Raw genomic sequence first — 20,949 nt, 5'->3', positions numbered from 1 at the left:
GATCACCGAAGTTGCTAACATGCGTTATACTGCTGGCTCAAATATGTACAATTATGTTTTAGCCTGCTAAAAGAATAAAATCGTTTCACAGCAGATGATATAACTAACGGTTTTTAATTGTATTTTAAAATCAAAATAGTTTTTATACTTATTTAGGGGAAATTCGATGTTTGCGATAGTTGGCATATTTTTAATAGCCATAATGGTATTAGCGATTTTAAGTGTTTTAAAGAAAGGGGAAAGCAAAAATAGAAATGCAAAACGTAACCCAATCAAGGGAAAGCGTATCATTACTATGAATGAACAACCTACTTTTATGAAACTAAAGGAAGCTTTGCCTGAATATACTATTTTGGCGCAAGTCGCTTTCAGTGCTTTTATGACAGCGCAAGGATACGCGACGCGTAATTTATTTAATCGAAAAGTTGCTGATTTTGTTGTGTTGGATAAAGCATTTAATATCGTTGCTATTGTTGAACTAGATGATTCTAGCCACAAAGGGAAAGAAAAGTTCGATGCAGAGCGAGATACTTTAATTCAAGAAGCAGGTTTTAAAGTCATACGTTATAAACGAACACCAGAACTGGCACAAATACATCGTGATTTTAATATTACATCAAGTTCATTAGCTCAAGTTTCAATAGAACCAGATTTAACAAAAACAAAGTTAGTAGCTGATGCAATAATTATTGAGAAAGATGATCCAACTATGCAACCTGCACAACACATTGATGAAGTAAAGTTGAAGTCTTGATTTTGAAAATAAGAAATTTATCTCATGGATGAAATTTGAAGTGAGATAAAATAATTTGAAGCGATGATTCTTTATAGAAAGAATATGGCGTCCCTACGGGGATTCGAACCCCGGTTACCGCCGTGAAAGGGCGATGTCCTAGGCCTCTAGACGATAGGGACGTTGAGGATGGCGGTATCTTAAGAAGCCGCCACTAAACTGTCAAGTAGGTAAGGAGACAGTTTGTTCAAAATATAGCAAAACAGTTCAGCAGTCTTCTGAGTATCGTATAAAGCAGAGTGTGCTTCTTTACCATCGAACTCAATTCCAGCTTGAATACATGCTTTAGCAAGCACGGTTTGTCCAAACATAACAGCACTTAAAGTAACCGTATCCATGACTGAGAAACTATGAAATGGGTTTTGGTTTTTCGTGCTTGTACGTGCAATTGCTGCTTGTAAAAAACCAAGGTCAAAATGCGCGTTGTGACCTACAAGTACCGCATGAGTACAGTGTTGCTGTTTACGAACTTCATTGACCGATTTAAAAATACGACGTAGCGCAGTTCTCTCGTCTTCAGCCATTGCTATACGCATTGGATTGAATGGATCAATACCAATAAAGTCGAGCGAACGGCGATCGAGGTTTGCACCTTCAAACGGGTTAATATGTGCATGAAATGCAGGACCAGGGACAAATTGTCCCTGAGCATCATACACAATTGGAATGCACGCGATTTCTAGCAATGCATCTGTCTGGGCATTAAAACCTGCCGTTTCAACATCGACAACAACAGGTAAGAAGCCACGAAAACGTTGGCCAATGACCGGGACAGAATTTTCTTGTGTCACACTTTTCTCCATTGCAGCGTTTTCCCGGCATGCAGCGGGATAATTTTCTGATCATCTAAATAATCAAAAGATTCGGGAACGAGGTTGTCTTCTTTAACCAAAGTAATGGTAGAAGTATTACGTGGTAGACCGTAGAAGTCTGCACCAAAGTGACTTGCAAAACCTTCTAAACGCTCTAATTTACCAACTTGATCAAAAGCTTGTGCATAAAGCTCAATTGCATTAGGAGCACTATAGCAGCCTGCACAGCCACAAGCATTCTCTTTTGCGTTTTGTGCATGAGGGGCACTGTCTGTACCTAAGAAAAACTTAGGATTACCGCTTGTCGCAACTTCAAGTAAAGTCGTTTGATGTGTTTGACGTTTTAAAATTGGCAAACAGTAGAAATGCGGTTTAACACCACCAACCAACATATCATTACGGTTAAATAATAAATGCTGAGGAGTGATTGTTGCTGCAACATTACGGTCTTGTTCTAAAACAAAGTGTGCTGCATCACTTGTCGTAATGTGTTCAAGCACAACTTTAAGTTTCGGGAACTGTTTCAATAATGGTGATAATACCTCATCTAGGAAGCGTTTTTCACGATCAAAAATATCTACATGATTGTGAGTCACTTCACCATGAAGCAATAACGGCACTTGATGCTCTTCTAGTTGCTCAATGACTGCATAAACCTTACGAATGTCACTCACGCCATTGTCGGAATTTGTGGTCGCACCCGCAGGGTAAAGTTTAATTGCATTTACATGTTCTGATTCTTTAATTTTACGAACTTCATCTGGTGAAGTGTGATCAGTAAAATAAAGCACCATGCGAGGGTCAAAATTATTGCCTTCTGGAACATGTGCAAGAATACGTTCGCGATAAGCTAAAGCTTCATCTACTGTTTTTACAGGCGGTACAAGGTTAGGCATACAAATCGCGCGAGCGAATTGTTTAGCCAAATCTGGAACAGTACGTTTTAATGCTAAACCATCACGTAAATGTGCATGCCAATCATCTGGCTGGAGCAGGGTAATAGAGTTCAAGGCAGTTCAAACTTCGAAATAAAACAAATGATAATCGATAAAGTGTGAAAATGGTAACGAGAATTACGGACAAATGGCAAAATAAAGCGCAGGGAGCTTTAAAAAATAATGTTATATTTTGTTAACGCGGAATATGTGGGAATCGACTAGTGGCAAATAGGGGAAATGTACATCAATTACTCAAATCTAAAGAAGAAATCGAGTATTTGGTTACTCTACATACCCATCGTTATGCCAATATGCCTTTGCCAAAACAACTTGAAAAAAAATTCTGGCTTTTAAACCTCGATCGAACTCGGCAAAACATCTCAAAATTTTTAGCAAGTGGTGTACTCACTTATATCATTTTTATTTTACTGGTGTTGCCTACAGACTACTTTGTAATCGGGGTGCCTTATATAACTTTAGATTTCGTCTACTGTTTGTTAAGTGCAATGAATATTGCATTTGCACTTTTAGTATTTTGGGTATTTGCTAGGTTTAAAAAACTCTCTAAGCATTTTTATTTTGCTGCCTGTAGCATTGTTTTTTTATCCATTATTACAAGTGCCATGCTGTTGCTCAGTGTTGGAAATATGGCTCTTAAAAATCAGTCGATGTTGCTTCTTTCATTTTTATATATGCTTGGGTTTATTTTGAGCGGCATAAAACCTTTACATATGCTTTATGTTGGCTTATCGGCGGCAATATTGGTTTTTGTGTTACTCATTTTATTAAATGTGAACTGTGACTATATTGCACTTGGGCGTGCTTTGTTTGGTAGTTGTATTTTGGGTTTTTCTATAAGTACCATGCTTATTTCAAGAGAGCGCAGTCTTTTTTTAAGTAATCAGCTTGCTGAAATTAATGAACAAATTTTACGTATTGAAGCATCTGAATTGCTTCAATTGAGCCAGCAAGATGCGCTGACTCAAATTTCAAACCGTCGTACTTTTGACGAAATGTTTGATTTTTACTATTACCGTGCGAATCAAGAAAAACGTCCTTTAGCTGTCTTATTTATTGATATTGATTTTTTTAAAAACTATAACGATTTTTATGGGCATCAGATGGGGGATAAGGTTATTTCATCTATTGCTTCTGCAATTAAAAACTCAATTCGCCATGTCGACTTTGTCGCACGCTATGGAGGTGAAGAGTTTGTCGTACTTTTACCTGAAACACCGGCACAGGGTGCTTATTCAGTGGCAGCAAATATTTATAAAGCGATAGAGCGCCAAGCTATTCCGCATGCTGCTTCCTTAGTCTCGAAATATGTCACCATCAGTCTAGGTTTTACTGTATATACAGGTGGGCTAAAAATGGGGCAAGATGAATTAATTCATGCCGCAGATCAGGCTTTATATCGAGCAAAGCAGCTTGGTCGTAACCAAATTTATTATCAACCCTTACAAATCGTAGAAACTGCCTGAATTAATTTTAAATATAAAAAAGCCACCTCTATAGGTGGCTTTTTTGACGTCATAAGAAAATTATTTTTTCTTACTGTCTAATTGAGGAATAGCAGAACCTTGACCGATTGAAAGTAAACCAGCATCTGTATAGATACCAAGTTTTGCACGTGTATCGGTAATATCGAGATTACGCATAGTCAACTGACCAATACGGTCCATTGGCGTAAACATTGAATCGCCTTTTTCCATTGTTAAACGTTCAGCTTCGTACGTTAAGTTTGGAGATTCAGTGTTCATGATGGTGTAGTCATTACCACGACGAAGTTCAAGCGTCACTTCACCAGTAATCGCTTTAGCAACCCAACGTTGTGCAGTTTCACGCAACATAAGTGCTTGAGAGTCGAACCAACGACCTTGGTAAAGTAAACGACCTAAACGTAAACCATTAATACGGTATTGTTCGATCGTATCTTCGTTATGAATACCAGTAACCAAACGCTCGTAAGCAATATGAAGAAGGGCCATACCCGGTGCTTCATAAATACCACGAGATTTCGCTTCGATAATACGGTTTTCGATTTGGTCAGACATACCTAAACCATGGCGACCACCAATACGGTTTGCTTCAAGAATAAGTTCAACCGGATTGTTAAAAGTTTGACCGTTTAACGCAACAGGTACACCTTCTTCAAAACGTACAGTGACTTCTTCTGGTTTGATTTCAACTTCTTCTTTCCAGAAAGCAACGCCCATAATTGGGTCAACGATTTTGATACCAGCATTTAGGTATTCAAGATCTTTTGCTTCGTGAGTCGCGCCCAACATATTTGAGTCAGTTGAGTACGCTTTTTCTTTTGACATTTTATAGTCAAAACCGTTGTCGATGAGGAACTGTGACATTTCTGCACGGCCACCAAGCTCATCAATAAAGTTTTGATCTAACCAAGGCTTATAAATTTTAAGATTTGGGTTAGTCAACAAACCATAACGATAGAAACGTTCAATATCGTTACCTTTATAAGTTGAACCGTCACCCCAGATGTTTACATCATCTTCTTTCATTGCAGTAACGAGCATAGTACCTGTTACTGCGCGACCGAGTGGAGTCGTATTGAAATAAGGAACGCCACCTGTACTGATATGGAATGCACCACACTGAATTGCAGCAATACCTTCAAGCGCCAATTGTAAGCGGCAGTCAATTAAGCGAGCTTTTACAGCGCCGTATTGTTCTGCTTTCTTTGGAATTGCATCGTAGTCATCTTCATCTGGCTGGCCTAAGTTTGCAGTATATGCATAAGGCTCAGCGCCTTTTTGTTTCATCCACAATAAAGCAGCTGAAGTGTCTAGACCACCGGAGAAGGCAATCCCAACTTTTTTGCCTACTGGTACATGCTGCAAGATAGTTGCATTATCAGTCATTGCTAATCCTAACATTTATGAAAAAGACCCCGTTGAGGTGGTCTCGAGAATTCTGAATGGCGGCTATTGTAGCACTATTCATGGTGCTTTTTTGGCAAAAAAAGCATTAATTCACTTGTTATGATTGGTATTTATTATTTAATAAAATATGGGATTGTCATCTATATAGGTAGATTGACCATAATCTCAAATAAAAAATAATTCTTGGTCATCCAAAATTATTAAAAAAGTATTAAAGTACTATGCAACAAGTTGCAAAAACTATTGGGACGCAGCATGACAAGTTACGCCAATTTATTAAAACCATTACATTTAGGCTTCACTACCATTAAAAACCGTGTGGTGATGGGTTCTATGCATACGGGACTTGAAGATCGTTTTTTTAATTACCCAAAACTCGCAGCTTATTTTGAAGAGCGTGCAAAAGGTGGGGTTGGTCTGATTGTGACGGGAGGTATTTCTCCGAACCGTCAAGGCTGGTTGGCTCCAGCTGGCGGTACTATGAATAGCTTATTTGATATTCCTCAGCATCGCTTAGTGACTCACGCTGTCCATAAACATGGTTCAAAAATTTTAATGCAAATTTTGCATGCAGGACGTTATGGTTATCAGCCATTTGTTGTGTCTTCAACAGCAATTAAATCGCCAATTTCACCATTTAAACCGCGTCAACTTTCTGAAAAAAATATTCTCAGCACCATTGAAGACTACGCACAGTGCGCTGACATTGCTAAAAAAGCAGGCTACGACGGCGTTGAAATTATGGGGTCGGAAGGATATCTGATTAACCAATTTTTAAGTCGCCATGTAAACCAGCGTACTGACCGTTGGGGCGGTGAAATCGAAAACCGTATGCGCTTTCCGATTGAAATTGTCAAAGCGATCCGTGCAAAAGTAGGCGAAAAATTTATTATTTGCTTCCGTTTATCGCTACTTGACCTTGTGCATGATGGTAATACCATGCAAGAAGTGGTAATTGTTGCCAAGGCTTTAGAAAAAGCAGGTGTAACCTTATTAAATACGGGTATTGGTTGGCATGAAGCACGTGTACCAACTATTGTAACCTCTGTACCACGTGCAGCGTTTGTCGATTACACAGCTCATGTAAAACAACATATTTCAATTCCAGTCATTGCATCTAACCGTATTAACATGCCTGAAACTGCCGAAGAGATTTTGGCAAAAGGCAAGGCAGATATGATTCAAATGGCTCGTCCTTTATTGGCCGATGCTTTTTGGGTAAATAAAACTGCGACCAACCGTGTAGATGAAATTAATACTTGTATTGCCTGTAACCAGGCGTGTTTAGACCATGCATTTAAAAATAAACGTGTGTCTTGTTTAGTCAACCCACGTGCAGGCCATGAAACAGAACTGGTCTATTTAAAAACTAAACAGCCTAAGCGTATTGCAGTTGTTGGTGGTGGTGTGGCAGGTATGTCTGCTGCAACTGTTGCCGCAAGCCGTGGTCATGCAGTGACTTTGTTTGAAGCTAATAAAGATGTAGGTGGTCAGTTTAACTTTGCCAAGGTTGTACCAGGTAAAGAGGAATTCCACGAGACGATTCGCTACTTTAAAGTACAGCTTCAAAAAACAGGTGTAGATGTACGCTTAAATACGCGTGTAAATCGTGAGCAACTTGAGCGTGAAGGTTTTGACGAAGTTATTGTGGCAACGGGTGTAATACCACGTGCTTTAAAAATTGAAGGAAGTAATGCACCACAAGTTCTTTCCTATGCTCAAGTTTTACAAGGTGCAGAAGTGGGACAAAAAGTTGCAGTGATTGGGGCAGGTGGTATTGGTTTTGATGTATCAGAGTTCTTACTTAAACCACCACATCAGCCACAGCCTCAACCTTTGGCTGAATGGCAACGTGAATGGGGTGTAGATCCAGATCCGAACTATATTTCTGAAGGTGGTATGCAACCACCAGTAGTTGAACCAGCAATCCGCGAGATTTATTTACTGCAACGTAAAACAACACCGCTCGGTATTGGTCTTGGTAAGACTTCGGGGTGGGTACATCGCGCTCAGCTTAAAAAGCATGGTGTACGCATGTTGCGTGGTGTGCAATATAAAGCAGTTACCGATGAAGGACTGTGGATTGAGCATAATGGTCAAGACCAGCTTTTACGCGTAGACACTGTTGTGGTGTGTGCAGGCCAAGAGTCGGTAAAAGACTTAATGCCAAAAGAAGGTGAATCGACTATAGCAAATTACTATATTATTGGTGGTGCAAAGCTTGCAGCAGAGCTAGATGCGAAGCGTGCGATCAAAGAAGGAGCAGAATTAGCGGCTCAACTGTAAAATTGATGAAACAATATGCACTTGAACACAAAGCGATGATATTTTTCTTGAATAAAATGAATAAGCTTTGTATTCTTACGCACATGGAAGCGTGGCAGAGCGGTTTAATGCACCGGTCTTGAAAACCGACGAGGGTGTGAGTCCTCCGTGAGTTCGAATCTCACCGCTTCCGCCAAATTCGAAAAGCCCCTGTTAATAGCAGGGGCTTTTTTTATCTATGCTTTTACCCCTCAAATACCCCACATCAAAATCTAGGTGCATTAATTCTTAGTTTATTAAAGGTGGAAAAATGAAAATAAAAAACTACACACCATCTAAAGGTTTTATATGGACTTTGCTTTTACTAGTTTTTATAGCTTGGATTGTATATAAGTGTGTTCCTTTAACAAAAGAGGAACAGGAGGGAGAAATTCGGCTACTGATGGAGGCGCAGAATAGAAGATTGGCTCGGGAATTTGATGCTATTACAGATGCAGATAGAGCAAGATTGCCCAAATATGACTCACGTAAATTTAATTTGATAAAACGTAATAAACGCTTTTGGTTAGTCCCTAAAGAATATTATGGAGGTGATGGGTTAAATGTAATTTGGCCTGATACTGTAAATGATCTGCTAAAAAGAAAATGGAAAAATGAATTTGGTCCTGGAACTTTTTTTAAGATATTTATGTATTCAAAACAATATTACGATGATGGGGAATTGAATGCATTTAATCATGCTTCATGTACTTCTAAAATGAATCGATTTAAATGGAATGGGATTCTTATTAGGATTTATAATGCTCATTTTATTAATATTACAGATGAACAATATCAGGATGTTTGTTTAACCACTTTAAAAATATTAAACGAAAAAATAAAGGAATTACATTTTGTTAATTAATATAATTTAATTTTTAGTAAATTTCATCTAAAAAATTATTTGAATATATTGTATTTTCTCATCAAATTATTACAGTAGATATTGTTAGGCTCTAATTTTTTACTATTTCAGGCTCAGTGGTTTTTACTAGACCCATTTCAAGTTTTTGGAATGGTTTTTTATTTTAAAAATATCTTTTGAAAATTTATTTTGTCTCAGCCTAACTAGCTGGTCAGATTAAAATCAATTCGTAAACTATTTAGTAAGGATAAGGTGATCAGCGTTAACTATAAATATATGTAACATCGAGTTGACGACTGATTATATTTGAAGATGAAATTAATAAAACCAGTAAATTCACTGGCTTTATTTAAGGCAAATATTATTTAACACTCGCCGTAACCATTACTTCTACTAATACTTGCGGACGAGCCAAATCTGCTTGAATAGCCGCACGTGCTGGTGCTGCTCCATCTGGCAACCACGCTTCCCAACATTCATTGAATACTGCGAAATCTTCGGCAATATTTTTAATCCAAATTTGTGCAGTTAAAATACGGCTTTTATCACTACCGGCTTGTTGCAGTAAAGCATCAATTTTTGCCAGAACTTCTAAAGTTTGCTGCTTAGCGTCAGCATCTAAAGTTGTTGGAACTTGGCCCGAAACATACACTAAACCGTTATGAAGGACACAACCTGATAAACGTGCATTTGTGTCAATACGTTGAATATCATGACTCATTTTATTTCTCCAGAGATAAACCATCTAATGTAATTGGTGAGGTTGCTTGGCTAATTAATTGACTAATGACCATGGCACAACCAGCAGCCAATGTGAAACCTAAACTACCTTGGCCAATATTTGCCCATAAATTCAAATATTTCGTACGACCCAAAATGGGTAAACCTGTAGGGGTGGATGGACGTAAACCACTCCATTCTTGTGCTGTATTTACCCCCAATAAATCAGGAAATGTTTTTCGTACCATATCTTTCAATGCATTTATACGTTCTTTTCGAATGTAGATATCTTGATAGCCAATATCGACCATTGCGGCAATACGAAGCTGATTCCCTAATTTTGCATATACAATTTTATTCGCATAATCGGTTACGCTTATATTGGGTACAATATTGGCTTTTTCTGGGAATGGTAAAGTCAGGCTATATCCTTTTAATGGATAAACTGGGACTGAAATACCCACCATTTTAAAAATTGCAGTACTACCATTGCCCGCAGCAACGACAAATTCATCTGCTTCTATACGCCCTTGATTTGTTTCAATTGCAGTAATTTGATTATTTTCCGCAAAAAAATCTGTCACTTCATGTGCATATAAACATCTGAAGTTTTTACTCTCTTTTAGTGCTTTATACAGTGCTAAACAAAATTTGTAGCAATCTGCTGTTTCATCATCAGGTGTATAAATTGAACCCACTAATGTAGATTCAATACCTCTTAATGCGGGTTCAAGTTGAACGGTTTCTTCTGGTGACAGCACTTTTTGTACAGTTGGATCTATCGCTAATGCTGCTTTTTTAAATGCTTTTTCATTGCGATGAATAATCATTTTTCCCGATTTTACCCAGTCAAAATTATCAATTTCATCACGCCATTTAGACATAATACTTTGACTATATAGGGACAACCGTAAAATATGATTTCCATTCACAATGTTATCTTTGCGATTACATGCCATGAGGAATTGGAATAACCAAGACCATTGAAGAGGTGAAAAGTTCAATTTAAAGTTTAAAGGCGAGTGGGCTTTTCCTAACCATTGCAGTGCCTGAAATGGAACGCCTGCATCCGCTAAAGGTGCAACATAGCGATAACTGAGTTGACCACCATTTGCAAAACTTGTTTGGCAGCCAATCTGGTCTTTTTCTTCGACTATTGTAACTTTATGGCCTGCTTGAATAAGTGCATAGGCTGTACTTAAACCAATGACTCCACCACCAATGACAACGACATGTTTTTTCATTCTTCCATGCTATATCTGCAACACACATTTGCATTAAAGAAGAAGATAAAACGTTAAACAAATGAGTTTTTAGATACTACTCATAACTTTTAGTTAATCGATGGCGTCATCGAAGCAATTTCTCTTTTAATTAATTCAATAAAATCTTCAGTCGCTTTGGTCGTGCTCACATTGGCATTTTCTAAAATATAAATTGTGGTAGATAAACTTGGTTTTATTTCGTGAATCATATGATTTGGTAAGGAGTGTGCAGCAGTATAAATATCGGTAATGCTACATCCCAAACCTTCGCGTACCAGTTCACTCGCCATATAATAGGTTTGTACATTCACTATACTTTTATTAAATGTTCTGTACTTTTTTACAACTTGCATCAGGGAGTCTGAGTAGGGTTGAATCCATCTATTTTCATCAATTGAGTGAATATCTTGTTTTGCATCAATAGGCTGAGAGTCGATGTAAACCAAAGGAATATCCAGAATAGGCGTAGCAATAATTCCATGTTGAGTATGAGGTTGGAATGTCACTGCAATATCAATTTCACGTCTTAATAATTTCTGCTCTAATGCTTGAGTATGATCTGTACCAATATTGACAAAAACATCAGGATATTTTTTTAGAAATTTTGCAGTTAATTTGGGAATGAGACTCAAACCTAAACTGGGCAAACACCCGAGTGTGATTTGACCTTGAGTACTTCTTGCTAAGTTATCCGTTAATTTATTTAATTCATTTATTTTTTCATAAATTGGCTTAATTTCATCATATAAGATATAGGCCTCTTTTGTTGGCTGTAATTTACCTTTGACTCGCTTAAATAGAGAAAAACCAAGTCGTTGTTCCGCATGTTTGAGTAGTTTACTTGCCGCAGGCTGTGAAATACATAACGATGATGCCGCCTCTGTGAGTGAACCAAAAAGCATGACTAAATAGAAGATTTCTAGGTGTCGAAGATTCATAAATGAGCACATAACTAATAGTTATAGGTAATCTATTAGAATTCATTATTTAATGTCAATAAACCCTTGTAAATTGGTGTGAAATTCAATGCCAATGATCAAGGAGTGATACATATGTCAGTTGAGCAATCTTCTATAACAATACCTAATATCAGGACACCTAAAAATATTGTCCTTATTGCAATTATTATTCTTAGCTTTGTTTTAGCATTTTATGCAAAAGGCTTACCCATAGAGGAGGTCGGTTTAATTGGGTTATTGCCTATTTTTGCCTTAGCACTCTTAACTGTTATCGGTCTAGATATTGTGCTTGCAGTGATTATTGCGATTATTATCAGTGTGATAATGACATCTACCAGTGTATTTGAATTAGGTGGAATTCTTGCAAAGTCTACAGGTTCATTTATTGCAACTGTCGGTCTTATTATTATGTTGGGTGCTGGGGTTGGTGAAGTCGCCAACCGAACAGGTGCAGCGAAAGAGTTGGTCAAATTTATTGTCAATAAAGTTGGGCTTTCAAGTATTCCTCGCGTGAAACTTGGCATCATGATTTCATCAGTTGTTATTTGTGGTTCATTGGGGACTATGGCAGGTGGTAATGCCATTATTGTTGCTGTCATTATTCCCATTGCAGCAGCTGTTGGTTTAACGCCACCCACCGTTGCATTACTGTTGATGACAGCAGGTTCGGTCGGTCTTTTTATAGGACCATTTACACCAAGTACAGTGACTATTTTAGAGTTGGGAGGCTTGACTTACCCGCAATACTTAAGTGCTTGTGCCATTCCTATGAGTGTTGTCACACTTCTTACAGGTTGGTTCATGTCTGGCTATATACAAAAGTGGACTTTTGGAAAATATACCTATAATGAAAACTTCTTAGAGCCTTCTGAAAAAATAGAAAGTGCCTCCGAATTGAAAAGAAGTAAACGTGCGGCGATTGTATTTATTGGCACAATTATCGTGATGGCAATTCTTGGAATTATTTTTAAAGCAGGTTTTAGTTTTGCAATTATTGTGATGCTCACTGTTGCCACATTAACTGGGTTAGTTGCGGGGTTTAGTCCTAAACAAATTTTGGAAGCACTCTACGAGGGATGCGGTAAATTAGTCTGGATGTTTATTCTTTACTGGTTATACAATCCTATTTTAGTTCTTGTTGAAAAACTCAATGCTTATCAAACACTGTTAGATAATGCGACACCGTATTTGGTTGACTTAAGTCCTGCGATGCTCTGTTTTGGTATTTTCTTATTTAATATTGTGGGGCATATTCCAGGGGCAGCTGTTGCACAAATGACCTTTACCAATAAAATTTTTGGACCAATTTTACTGGCAAATGGCGTTCCACCTGTTGCGGTTACAGCAGTTCTATTATCAAGTTCCCAAGTAGACTGGTTTGGCCCTTTCCCATCTTCTGATATGTTTGGTCAAATGGGCTTAGCACGCTCAAGTCAACTTAAATACATGCTATATGGTGGTTGGGCCATAGTGATCGCAAATATTCTACTTTTTGCAGTATTGTTCCAGATTTTGAATTAGCTCCTACAAATTAAAAGTATTTCTTATTTAAATGAATATTAAAAGCCTTTTAAACTAAAAAGTTTAAAAGGCTTTATTTTGTACTGCATAATTGATAGGTCTTTTTAAAATAAAATAGTTTTTTTATTTTGCTAATTTACTTCATAAGTACCAAAGTTGTGTGTAAAAATAATTTTAATTTTCAATAGATTTATTATTTTTTTAGTTTATATATTGAGAAATCTTTTGGATTGGAAATAGTATTGTAAAATATCTATCTATAATCGATAATATTGTTTTCTTTTTTATGGTTCATATTTCTATTGATGGTGTAAAATATTTGTTTTGTAATTTTATTTTTAAAGGTATGGCTCATATAATTTTAATAAATAAAAAATCCTGCTTAAAAAATATAAATTTAATCGGAGATTTAGGTGTGTCTAAAAGATATATTGTGTAGGGATTTGCCAATGTAACCAATAAAATCAAATGTTATATTTATGCAAATGATAGACCTGTGAATATGTGGAAATTTATTTTATCTATTTTATAAATCTATTGGAAAATTAATATAGTGAAGCTTTTATTTCCAATTGGTCTTAAAGAGTTTTTGAAGCAATATTATGTTTAAGATAGTTATTTGCTTTAAATATGTGTAATAACTATTTAGATGCTAAAAATATGTAAGTAATAGGATAAAAATGTTAGAAACTGATGTTTTAATTGTTGGGAGTGGTCCAGCTGGTTCTTCGGCTGCACTTATGTTAAGTACTTATGGAATTAGAAATATCATAATAACTAAATATAGATGGCTAGCAAACAGTCCTCGTGCCCATTATATCAGTCAAAGAACAATGGAAGTTGTCCGAGACTTAGGCATCTCAGATGAAGTAATCGCAAAAGCAGCACCAAAAGAAGTTATGGGAGATGTGGTTTATTGCACATCTTTAACTAGTGATGAAATTGGACGTTTTCCTTATGGAATGAATCATCCAGAAAGAATGTCTGAGTATGCTAAAGCGAGCCCTTGTGAACAGTGTGATCTTCCTCAACACCTATTTGAACCTATTTTGCTTTCAAATGCGGCATCACGAGGAAGCCATCCAAGATTTGATACGGAATATCTATCTCATGTGCAAGATGAAGATGGTGTAACAGTCACTGTTTTAGATAGATTAACTAAACAAACATACTTAATCCGATGTAAGTATCTAATCGGAGCTGATGGTGCAAGCAGCCAAGTGGTAAAAGATTTAGATTTACCTATGGCTGGTAAAATGGGGAAAAGTGGCAGTATCAGCATTATTTTTAAAGCCGATTTAACAAAATATGTTTCGCATCGACCTGGATACCTCTGGTGGATTATACAACCCGGAGCAAACATTGGAGGGATTGGGTTAGGCTTACTGCGAATGGTCAGACCTTGGAATGAATGGCAGATTGTTTGGGGTTACGACATTGAAAAGGAAGAGCCATCTCTTACCGATAATGAGGCGATTGCGATTTGCAAACAGCTTATTGGCGATAACGACATTGAAATAAATATAAGTAGTAAATCATTGTGGACAGTCAATGAAATGTATGCAGAGCAATATTCGAAAGGTCGAGTTTTCTGTATTGGTGATGCTATCCATCGCCATCCACCTTCTAATGGACTCGGTTCAAACTCATCTATACAAGATGCTTATAACTTATGTTGGAAATTAGCATTTGTATTAAATGGCAAAGCGAGTAGAGGTTTATTAGACAGTTTTAATGAAGAAAGAGCACCTGTTGGTGAGCGAATTGTTAAACGAGCGAATCAAAGTGTTAGAGAGTTCTCTACTATATTTTCTGCTTTAGAGTTAGATGGAAAGTACAGTACAGAGACAATGCAAAAAAGCATTAATGCTTTAAGTGAGAGTAATGAAAAAGGTGCTGTTAAACGCCGTGATTTAAGATCTGCAATTGAATATAAAGCTTATGAATTTGCTGCTTTAGGTGTAGAAACTAATGTGCGATATCATTCATCTGCAATTATTGGAGCAGTATATCATAATGAAAATAAAATAGATTCTTGTCGAGATGAAGATCTTTATTACTATCCCTCATTTACTTCTGGCCATAAACTTCCTCATGTATGGTTAGTCAAAAATCATAGAAAAATCTCAACTTTGGATTTAATTGGCAATGGAAAATTTACGCTTTTCTGTTGGTTGCAAGTTGATAAATGGAAGCTTGCTGTAGATCATATTAATAGACAGCTTAACTTGGATATTAAAGTTATACAGGTAGGGCCAAAAAGAGATGTTGAAGACTCTTATGGAGAGCTTTCACGCTGTTGGACTAATGATGAAAATGAATGCATGCTGATTAGACCAGATGGCTATATTGCTTGGATAAGCAATGAAATTGAAAATGCAGAAGATGAATTGTATAGAGCTATATCATCCATACTTAGTTTGAGCTAACTGCTCACCAAGGAAATAAACTTTAATAAAATCTATTGAGAAGTATTTTACTGAACTTGGATTTCATCGTATCCATCAAATTTTGAAAGCCTCTGTTACAAGCAGGGGCTTTTTTATTTCTATAACATAAATTGATTCAGTTGAAACAACATATGGCCTTGATGTCAGTGGCTATCATACTTATTCCGTAGTTTTATAAATACATCTAACAGACTCAAAAAGTACCTAACTATTCTGTAAAATTTTAAATAGTTCAAAAAAGAAAAATTTAATATAGTGACTCGGATGTGAAGTGAATATATCCATTATTACTAAAGAACTTTTGTTTAGGTTTTTGAAGCTAAGATAGGATTTTTGGAGGGAAAAATGAATAAATCAGGAAAAACTGATTTGGAAAAGTTAATTTTACTAGTTAATCTCGGGCTTTTGCATTCTTTAAAAAATAATTATATAGATATAAATGAAGCTGAACATTTTTTGTATACACCATATATGCTTAGACTTTTGAAAGAAAATAATTGTTCTATGGACTTAATTAATATAATTCATAGAGGGACTGAGCTAGAAGATTTAGAAGGATTTAATATTGATTTTAAAGATGAAGTCGAAAAAATGTTTAAGGAAAGTGAGGACATGATCAAAAAATTGCCTGTAACCAGTTTTGAATTTGAAAAGTGGTATGATCAAAAATTATTCGATAAATATGATTAAAATATTTGTAATATATAAAAATATTGCTGATATCTCAGATGTGGCTTTACATCTGGTGATAAATGTAAGAAATGAAAACCTATCTGTTTTGCATTAATTAAAATCGCATATTGCTCAAATGAAAGTTTATGAGATACGTTGTCTAACTTAAGCACATGATTAACGAACAAATTAAATCTATATTTAGCTTAAATATTGATAACAAATCCTGAAAATTTCATATAAATCAAATATGTATGTGGTATTTAAAAAATGTTTATGTTTTCAATATGTTGCTGTGAGCATGACTATATATCAGAATTGAACAAGTTATTTGTAGAATATTCACTTGTTGATATATGATGATCCCATATTTAGAGGCTGTTTCAAAACATAATTCTATTGTTTAGCGAGCAAGTTCAAGGAATGAATAGTGCTGAATTCAGGCTTCTAAACCCTATATCTGGAAATTATTTCCGGCCAAATATTGCATTTCGACCCAATGGTTGGAAATGTCTCACTCTTTTGTAGGGTAGGCGTTTCCTATTTTAGGATGTACCTATGAAAAAATTATTTAGTGTATTGTTCAGCGCATCTGTACTAACACTGACTGCATGTAATAAACAACCTGCACAAACTGAAAATACTGCAACAACCAAAGACAAAACTGAGTCTGTTCGAACAATTAAACTGGTTTCAACAGGTTCAGATACGGATGTATGGAAATATGTTGCAACGCTTCCTGAGACTAAAGAAGCGGGTATTAAACTTCAAGTTACCAATTTGACTGACTATGTTGTGCTCAATACATCTGTCGCAAATGGTGAGCAAGATGTAAATGCGTTCCAGTCATTTAACTATTTGGCAGCTTACAATGCTTCAAATACAGCGAAAGTTGCAGCTATTGCGACAACTTACTTGGAACCAATGGGTATTTATGCAGATAAAATTAAAACTGTTGAAGAGTTCCCACAAGGCGCGACGATTGCAATTCCAAACGATACTGCTAACGAAGCTCGTGCATTAACATTATTACAATCTGCTAAACTGATTAAACTTAAACCAAACTTTGATCCTATAAAAGGGACTACGAACGACATTGCTGAAAACCCTAAAAATTTACAATTAAAACCAATTCAAATGACTACAGCAGTTCGTGTTAAAAACGATGTAGATGCAATTGTACTTGGTAATACATTGGCACTTGAGGGTGGTCTTAATGTAATGAAAGACGCTATCTTCCGTGAGCCTGTTGACCAGTCTACTAAGCTTTATGTCAATTTATTGGGCGTAGCTGAAGCAAACAAAAATGACCCGATCTATACGAAACTTGGTGAACTTTACCACTTACCGAAAGTGCAAAAATTCGTAAGTGAAAAATTCGGTGGTACAAAAGTCGAAGTGAACAAACCTGTTTCTGAATTTGCAGACATCAAATAAGTAATTTTTAAATTAGAATTACTTTTTAAAAGCTAAGCCCCGCTAATCGGGGCTTAGCTTTTTTTATAATATGTATTTTTGAGAGTGGTAAGCTTTTAACAAATATAAGAGCTGTTAGAAAACAAACTATTGAGATGCAGACAAATTAATAAATAGACTAAAAGAAATGGCTTAAATATATAAAAATTGGGTTTTTAGAGTCTAATAGTAACTTTAAAGCCATACATAAGCTGATGATTATGAGTAAGGGCTTGATCACTCTTGAGCCAAATCTTACTGCAAATTTTGCGCCTATCGAGGCACCAATAAAAGCTCCACCAGCCATCACAAAAGCTATTGGAAAAATGACGTATCCTTTAATGATAAATATAGATAACGAACCTAGGTTACAAGCCACATTTGCTAACTTGGTATAAGATAAAGCGCTTACTAACTTAAATCCTAATAACAGTACAAATGCAACGATGAAAAATGAACCAACCCCGGGACCAAAAACGCCATCATAGAACCCTAGTAACGGCGCCACTAGAAGTGCAAATAAAAAATAAGGAATAAGAGGTTTTTTATCAACATCACTGAGCTTTGGTGAAAAAATAAAATATAAAGCAACCAAAATTAAAAGTATTGGTACGATAGTTAAAAGAACATTTTTAGGCATCAGGGTAACTGAAAGTGCCCCTAATGTTCCCCCTAAAAAAGACATACAAGCGATAGGGATTGCCTTACGCCACTCGATAAGCCCTTTTCTTGCAAAACTAATAGTTGCTGAAAGTGTTGCGGAGGCTGCTTGTAATTTATTGGTTGCTATTGCAGATACGGGAGGGACACCTGATAAGAGCAATGCAGGTAGAGTGATTAAACCTCCTCCACCTGCAATAGCGTCAATAAATCCAGCTACCATAGCCACTAAGCCTAAGATAAGGAGGAGTTCAAAATTCAATTTATTAGCCTTTCACAATAAGTGGATTTTTTTGCAGCACAATATAATCAAGATTTTTTCTATAACCAAATAATCGAACTAATGTTCTACGGTTATCTTTAATAATATCTCGGCAATGTAAGCATAAACTATTATTAATAATTAAAACTGTATTAGGATTTAAATTAATTGAATCAACAATATGAGCTTGTCGAACAATTGATTCAAATTTATAAAAAGCATTTTTAATTTTTAAAGAAGCATTTTCATTTGGAGTGAATCTATAGGAATTATATTTCATGGCTATATAACCATGTTTATCTACTTCTAAAATAGAAACGTTTTCTCCACCAGATCCTTGGCCTTCATTAAAAGTTTCACTTCTAGTAAAGTTAAAACTTTCTGTTGTTAAAGCCATTGTCTCTTCAAGAGTTAATTGACTTAATATTCTTGAGATTGGAATTAAACTAGTAGGTTCATTTAAGGGATTCCATCTTGCTGTTAAAATTAAAGAAGAGGGAGCAGGTGAATGATTATTAACAACTTTAGTCACTGTATGATAGGGAGCTTCGGTGTGTGCAGTTAGTGCTATACCTGAATGTGAACTCTTGTCAGGATTCTCATTTTCAATTTTTGTGATTCCACCACCTTTTAAGTTTGCAACAACTCTAACGATTTTGCCTAAATTATCTATATCAAATGCGAAAGCATCTTCCTCGAGCAGTGCCAATATGATTTGTTCAGAAGAAGCGAGTGTTAATATATCTATATCTGTTTCAAGTAATTCAAGTGACGGTAATTGTGTTGATTGAGTAATATCAATTTTACTACGATCTAACTTTTTAATATTGAGTCCTTCAAGAACGAGATAAGGTATTTCTCTACGAATATATTTTTCAATAATACTTTTTTCATATGAGTTTAACTTTGCAATTAGTATTTCTTTAAAAGCTAGAATTTTATCTTGAACATGTAAAGAATCAGGGCCTCCTAGTAAAGCCAGTTCATATGACATTTCACTAATTAAATGAGAAATTTCGGGAGAAAGATAAAGATGATAAGTGTCTAAGTTTTTAACTATTTGATTCATGGCTAGTTTATTGTGATTAAAATTCAGCTAAAGACTAGAGCGTCTCTTTTAAAAAATCAATATTTTTTTAAATATTATATTTTCTTATATTTTTTATTAAATAATGATCTTTGTCTTTCTCAATTATTAAATTGAAGTTTGCTTTTCGCATAGAAATTGTTTTGAAAGTTTGAACTATTTCATACGGAATAGGAGAGTACTTCGTAACTTCATTAATCTCATAAAATCCTTTTGACTTACCATTGTTAGTTTTTACCCCATCCAGTTCACCATAAATAATTAATACATTTTTTCTATAACTCATTAAGAAGTTCCAAATTGATGAATAATAAAAACTATAAGGTTTTGAAATTTCATTTTTAAAATCTGGCCCATACATTTTATTTATTGCCAGATCTGAATATATGGCTGGGCATAATAAAATTAATTCATCTATTTGAAATTTTTTTGCTAAATGAATTGCAATATAACCACCCAAACTATATCCAATAACAATATCTACTTTTTTTAAAAGACTATAAAAAGTCATACTTTCATTTATGTTTTGAGATAACGATGACTTTGTTTCGCTTGTATTATTTAAACCGCTTAAGTTAAAGGAAAGTGTTGCAATATTTTTACTTCTAAGAAGCTCTTCTAAAGGGGTTAAAGAGCTTAGATCAGAGTTACCCCCATGTATAAGTAATGCTACTTTCTGTGGGGAACCCTCGCAATAACTAAATTTAGCCTCTAACTCATAAGTACCAAAGTCATGAGTAAAAAAGAACGAATTTACATTTTCGGCTGTGTTGTAATTTTTCAGCTCATGTGTGGGCAAGCTTGTTACTTTTGAAATAGTATTAGAAAGATATCTATGAGCAATTGATAAGTTATCTTGCTTTTCCATGACTTATTATTCCTGTTAGAACTGTAAAAACTTTGTTATATAAAATAAAATTTAAATAATAATGAGCTTAAATTTTTATATTCTATTTGAATAAATATTATTTGGATAGATATATTGAACTCAATATATTTTTTCCAAGTAGCAAATAATATCTAGATTCAGTTGTACTAGGCAAAGTAGCGGCTGTTGAGAATAGTGTCAATGTAATAAAAAATTTTAACGACCGTGAGCTTGTTGCAGAGTTTACAAAGCTCTACAACATGCAACATTTAGTAGGATAGTTGATACTAAGCCTATGATTGGAAAGATAGAATGTATCCATATGGATTAAAAATTTGGGGCACAAAAGCCAAGGATAGTGCCGATATTCTTGTTATAATTGATGATCATAGTTTGATTCATTTTACGA

17 protein-coding genes and 2 tRNA genes are annotated in these 20,949 nt (G+C 35.5%); 9 read left to right on the top strand and 10 right to left on the bottom strand.

What is annotated here, in order from left to right; translation table 11 throughout:
* The first annotated feature begins 166 nt into the window (after positions 1–166).
* On the top strand, positions 167–754 hold the full coding sequence (locus I8T81_RS13675) for a DUF2726 domain-containing protein (protein WP_077162654.1): 588 nt from the start codon (positions 167–169) through the stop codon (positions 752–754).
* 85 nt (positions 755–839) lie between these two features.
* Here I8T81_RS13675 and I8T81_RS13670 read toward each other — a convergent pair.
* The 3 genes from I8T81_RS13670 to pyrC all read right to left on the bottom strand — a co-directional run bounded on the left by I8T81_RS13670 (position 840) and on the right by pyrC (position 2,615).
* Positions 840–915, bottom strand: a tRNA-Glu gene (locus I8T81_RS13670).
* 18 nt (positions 916–933) lie between these two features.
* Entirely contained in the window at positions 934–1,596 is a 663-nt protein-coding gene (gene rnt, locus I8T81_RS13665) for a ribonuclease T (protein ID WP_004702976.1), read from the bottom strand.
* Positions 1,581–2,615: a dihydroorotase gene (pyrC, locus tag I8T81_RS13660; protein WP_039250233.1), complete on the bottom strand. Its 1,035-nt coding sequence runs from the start codon at positions 2,613–2,615 to the stop codon at positions 1,581–1,583. Before pyrC ends, rnt begins: the two co-directional genes overlap by 16 nt.
* A gap of 149 nt (positions 2,616–2,764) precedes the next feature.
* Between pyrC and I8T81_RS13655 the strand changes: the two genes are divergently transcribed.
* Positions 2,765–4,027, top strand: coding sequence for a diguanylate cyclase (locus I8T81_RS13655; protein WP_019458244.1), 1,263 nt, complete (start codon positions 2,765–2,767; stop codon positions 4,025–4,027).
* A gap of 60 nt (positions 4,028–4,087) precedes the next feature.
* On the opposite strand, the gene argG is transcribed toward I8T81_RS13655, so the two are convergent.
* Positions 4,088–5,446 carry an argininosuccinate synthase gene (gene argG, locus I8T81_RS13650; RefSeq protein ID WP_086496291.1) on the bottom strand — a complete coding sequence of 453 codons (1,359 nt, stop codon included), beginning with the start codon at positions 5,444–5,446 and terminating at the stop codon, positions 4,088–4,090.
* Between the two features lie 261 nt (positions 5,447–5,707).
* Here argG and I8T81_RS13645 point away from each other — a divergent pair, with 261 nt between their 5' ends.
* The 3 genes from I8T81_RS13645 to I8T81_RS13635 all read left to right on the top strand — a co-directional run bounded on the left by I8T81_RS13645 (position 5,708) and on the right by I8T81_RS13635 (position 8,621).
* Positions 5,708–7,738 (top strand): NADPH-dependent 2,4-dienoyl-CoA reductase, encoded by a 2,031-nt coding sequence (locus tag I8T81_RS13645; RefSeq protein WP_151683198.1) that lies wholly within the window; start codon positions 5,708–5,710, stop codon positions 7,736–7,738.
* Between the two features lie 85 nt (positions 7,739–7,823).
* A tRNA-Ser gene (locus tag I8T81_RS13640) sits at positions 7,824–7,913 on the top strand.
* Between the two features lie 114 nt (positions 7,914–8,027).
* Positions 8,028–8,621: a hypothetical protein gene (locus I8T81_RS13635; RefSeq protein WP_198071453.1), complete on the top strand. Its 594-nt coding sequence runs from the start codon at positions 8,028–8,030 to the stop codon at positions 8,619–8,621.
* A gap of 361 nt (positions 8,622–8,982) precedes the next feature.
* Here I8T81_RS13635 and I8T81_RS13630 read toward each other — a convergent pair whose 3' ends face one another.
* From I8T81_RS13630 to I8T81_RS13620, 3 genes are all read right to left on the bottom strand, one after another.
* Complete coding sequence (locus tag I8T81_RS13630; protein WP_134262777.1) at positions 8,983–9,342, bottom strand: RidA family protein; 360 nt, start codon at positions 9,340–9,342, stop codon at positions 8,983–8,985.
* Between the two features lies 1 nt (position 9,343).
* Positions 9,344–10,585: a D-amino acid dehydrogenase gene (locus tag I8T81_RS13625; RefSeq protein ID WP_198071452.1), complete on the bottom strand. Its 1,242-nt coding sequence runs from the start codon at positions 10,583–10,585 to the stop codon at positions 9,344–9,346.
* An 89-nt stretch (positions 10,586–10,674) separates the two neighbouring features.
* Entirely contained in the window at positions 10,675–11,544 is an 870-nt protein-coding gene (locus I8T81_RS13620; protein WP_198071451.1) for a LysR family transcriptional regulator, read from the bottom strand.
* A gap of 114 nt (positions 11,545–11,658) precedes the next feature.
* Between I8T81_RS13620 and I8T81_RS13615 the strand changes: the two genes are divergently transcribed.
* The 4 genes from I8T81_RS13615 to I8T81_RS13600 all read left to right on the top strand — a co-directional run bounded on the left by I8T81_RS13615 (position 11,659) and on the right by I8T81_RS13600 (position 17,645).
* On the top strand, positions 11,659–13,086 hold the full coding sequence (locus I8T81_RS13615) for a Na+/H+ antiporter NhaC family protein (RefSeq protein WP_151741662.1): 1,428 nt from the start codon (positions 11,659–11,661) through the stop codon (positions 13,084–13,086).
* 680 nt (positions 13,087–13,766) lie between these two features.
* Positions 13,767–15,515 (top strand): FAD-dependent oxidoreductase, encoded by a 1,749-nt coding sequence (locus tag I8T81_RS13610; protein WP_198071450.1) that lies wholly within the window; start codon positions 13,767–13,769, stop codon positions 15,513–15,515.
* Between the two features lie 366 nt (positions 15,516–15,881).
* Entirely contained in the window at positions 15,882–16,226 is a 345-nt protein-coding gene (locus I8T81_RS13605; protein ID WP_019458231.1) for a DUF3969 family protein, read from the top strand.
* A 540-nt stretch (positions 16,227–16,766) separates the two neighbouring features.
* The gene (locus I8T81_RS13600) at positions 16,767–17,645 is read left to right on the top strand and encodes a MetQ/NlpA family ABC transporter substrate-binding protein (RefSeq protein WP_004702956.1); all 879 of its coding nucleotides are present in this window, start codon (positions 16,767–16,769) and stop codon (positions 17,643–17,645) included.
* A 157-nt stretch (positions 17,646–17,802) separates the two neighbouring features.
* Here I8T81_RS13600 and I8T81_RS13595 read toward each other — a convergent pair whose 3' ends face one another.
* The 3 genes from I8T81_RS13595 to I8T81_RS13585 form a co-directional block, all read right to left on the bottom strand.
* Entirely contained in the window at positions 17,803–18,546 is a 744-nt protein-coding gene (locus I8T81_RS13595; RefSeq protein WP_198072780.1) for a TSUP family transporter, read from the bottom strand.
* A 43-nt stretch (positions 18,547–18,589) separates the two neighbouring features.
* Complete coding sequence (locus I8T81_RS13590; protein ID WP_019458229.1) at positions 18,590–19,654, bottom strand: hypothetical protein; 1,065 nt, start codon at positions 19,652–19,654, stop codon at positions 18,590–18,592.
* Positions 19,655–19,721: 67 nt separating this feature from the next.
* On the bottom strand, positions 19,722–20,540 hold the full coding sequence (locus I8T81_RS13585) for an alpha/beta fold hydrolase (protein ID WP_077162643.1): 819 nt from the start codon (positions 20,538–20,540) through the stop codon (positions 19,722–19,724).
* Positions 20,541–20,949: the final 409 nt, after the last annotated feature.

The organism is Acinetobacter seifertii, assembly GCF_016064815.1.
GTDB lineage: Bacteria > Pseudomonadota > Gammaproteobacteria > Pseudomonadales > Moraxellaceae > Acinetobacter > Acinetobacter seifertii.
The sequence above is the reverse complement of the archived record's forward strand: the minus strand, read 5'-3'. Positions and strand labels throughout refer to the sequence as shown.

Excerpts from the sequence above, each read along its gene's own strand:
- I8T81_RS13675 (WP_077162654.1), top strand. The coding sequence starts at position 167 with ATGTTTGCGATAGTTGGCATATTTTTAATAGCCATAATGGTATTAGCG.
- rnt (WP_004702976.1), bottom strand. The coding sequence starts at position 1,596 with ATGGAGAAAAGTGTGACACAAGAAAATTCTGTCCCGGTCATTGGCCAA.
- argG (WP_086496291.1), bottom strand. The coding sequence starts at position 5,446 with ATGTTAGGATTAGCAATGACTGATAATGCAACTATCTTGCAGCATGTA.
- I8T81_RS13645 (WP_151683198.1), top strand. The coding sequence starts at position 5,708 with ATGACAAGTTACGCCAATTTATTAAAACCATTACATTTAGGCTTCACT.
- I8T81_RS13635 (WP_198071453.1), top strand. The coding sequence starts at position 8,028 with ATGAAAATAAAAAACTACACACCATCTAAAGGTTTTATATGGACTTTG.
- I8T81_RS13630 (WP_134262777.1), bottom strand. The coding sequence starts at position 9,342 with ATGAGTCATGATATTCAACGTATTGACACAAATGCACGTTTATCAGGT.
- I8T81_RS13625 (WP_198071452.1), bottom strand. The coding sequence starts at position 10,585 with ATGAAAAAACATGTCGTTGTCATTGGTGGTGGAGTCATTGGTTTAAGT.
- I8T81_RS13620 (WP_198071451.1), bottom strand. The coding sequence starts at position 11,544 with ATGAATCTTCGACACCTAGAAATCTTCTATTTAGTCATGCTTTTTGGT.
- I8T81_RS13615 (WP_151741662.1), top strand. The coding sequence starts at position 11,659 with ATGTCAGTTGAGCAATCTTCTATAACAATACCTAATATCAGGACACCT.
- I8T81_RS13610 (WP_198071450.1), top strand. The coding sequence starts at position 13,767 with ATGTTAGAAACTGATGTTTTAATTGTTGGGAGTGGTCCAGCTGGTTCT.
- I8T81_RS13605 (WP_019458231.1), top strand. The coding sequence starts at position 15,882 with ATGAATAAATCAGGAAAAACTGATTTGGAAAAGTTAATTTTACTAGTT.
- I8T81_RS13600 (WP_004702956.1), top strand. The coding sequence starts at position 16,767 with ATGAAAAAATTATTTAGTGTATTGTTCAGCGCATCTGTACTAACACTG.
- I8T81_RS13595 (WP_198072780.1), bottom strand. The coding sequence starts at position 18,546 with ATGGTAGCTGGATTTATTGACGCTATTGCAGGTGGAGGAGGTTTAATC.
- I8T81_RS13590 (WP_019458229.1), bottom strand. The coding sequence starts at position 19,654 with ATGAATCAAATAGTTAAAAACTTAGACACTTATCATCTTTATCTTTCT.
- I8T81_RS13585 (WP_077162643.1), bottom strand. The coding sequence starts at position 20,540 with ATGGAAAAGCAAGATAACTTATCAATTGCTCATAGATATCTTTCTAAT.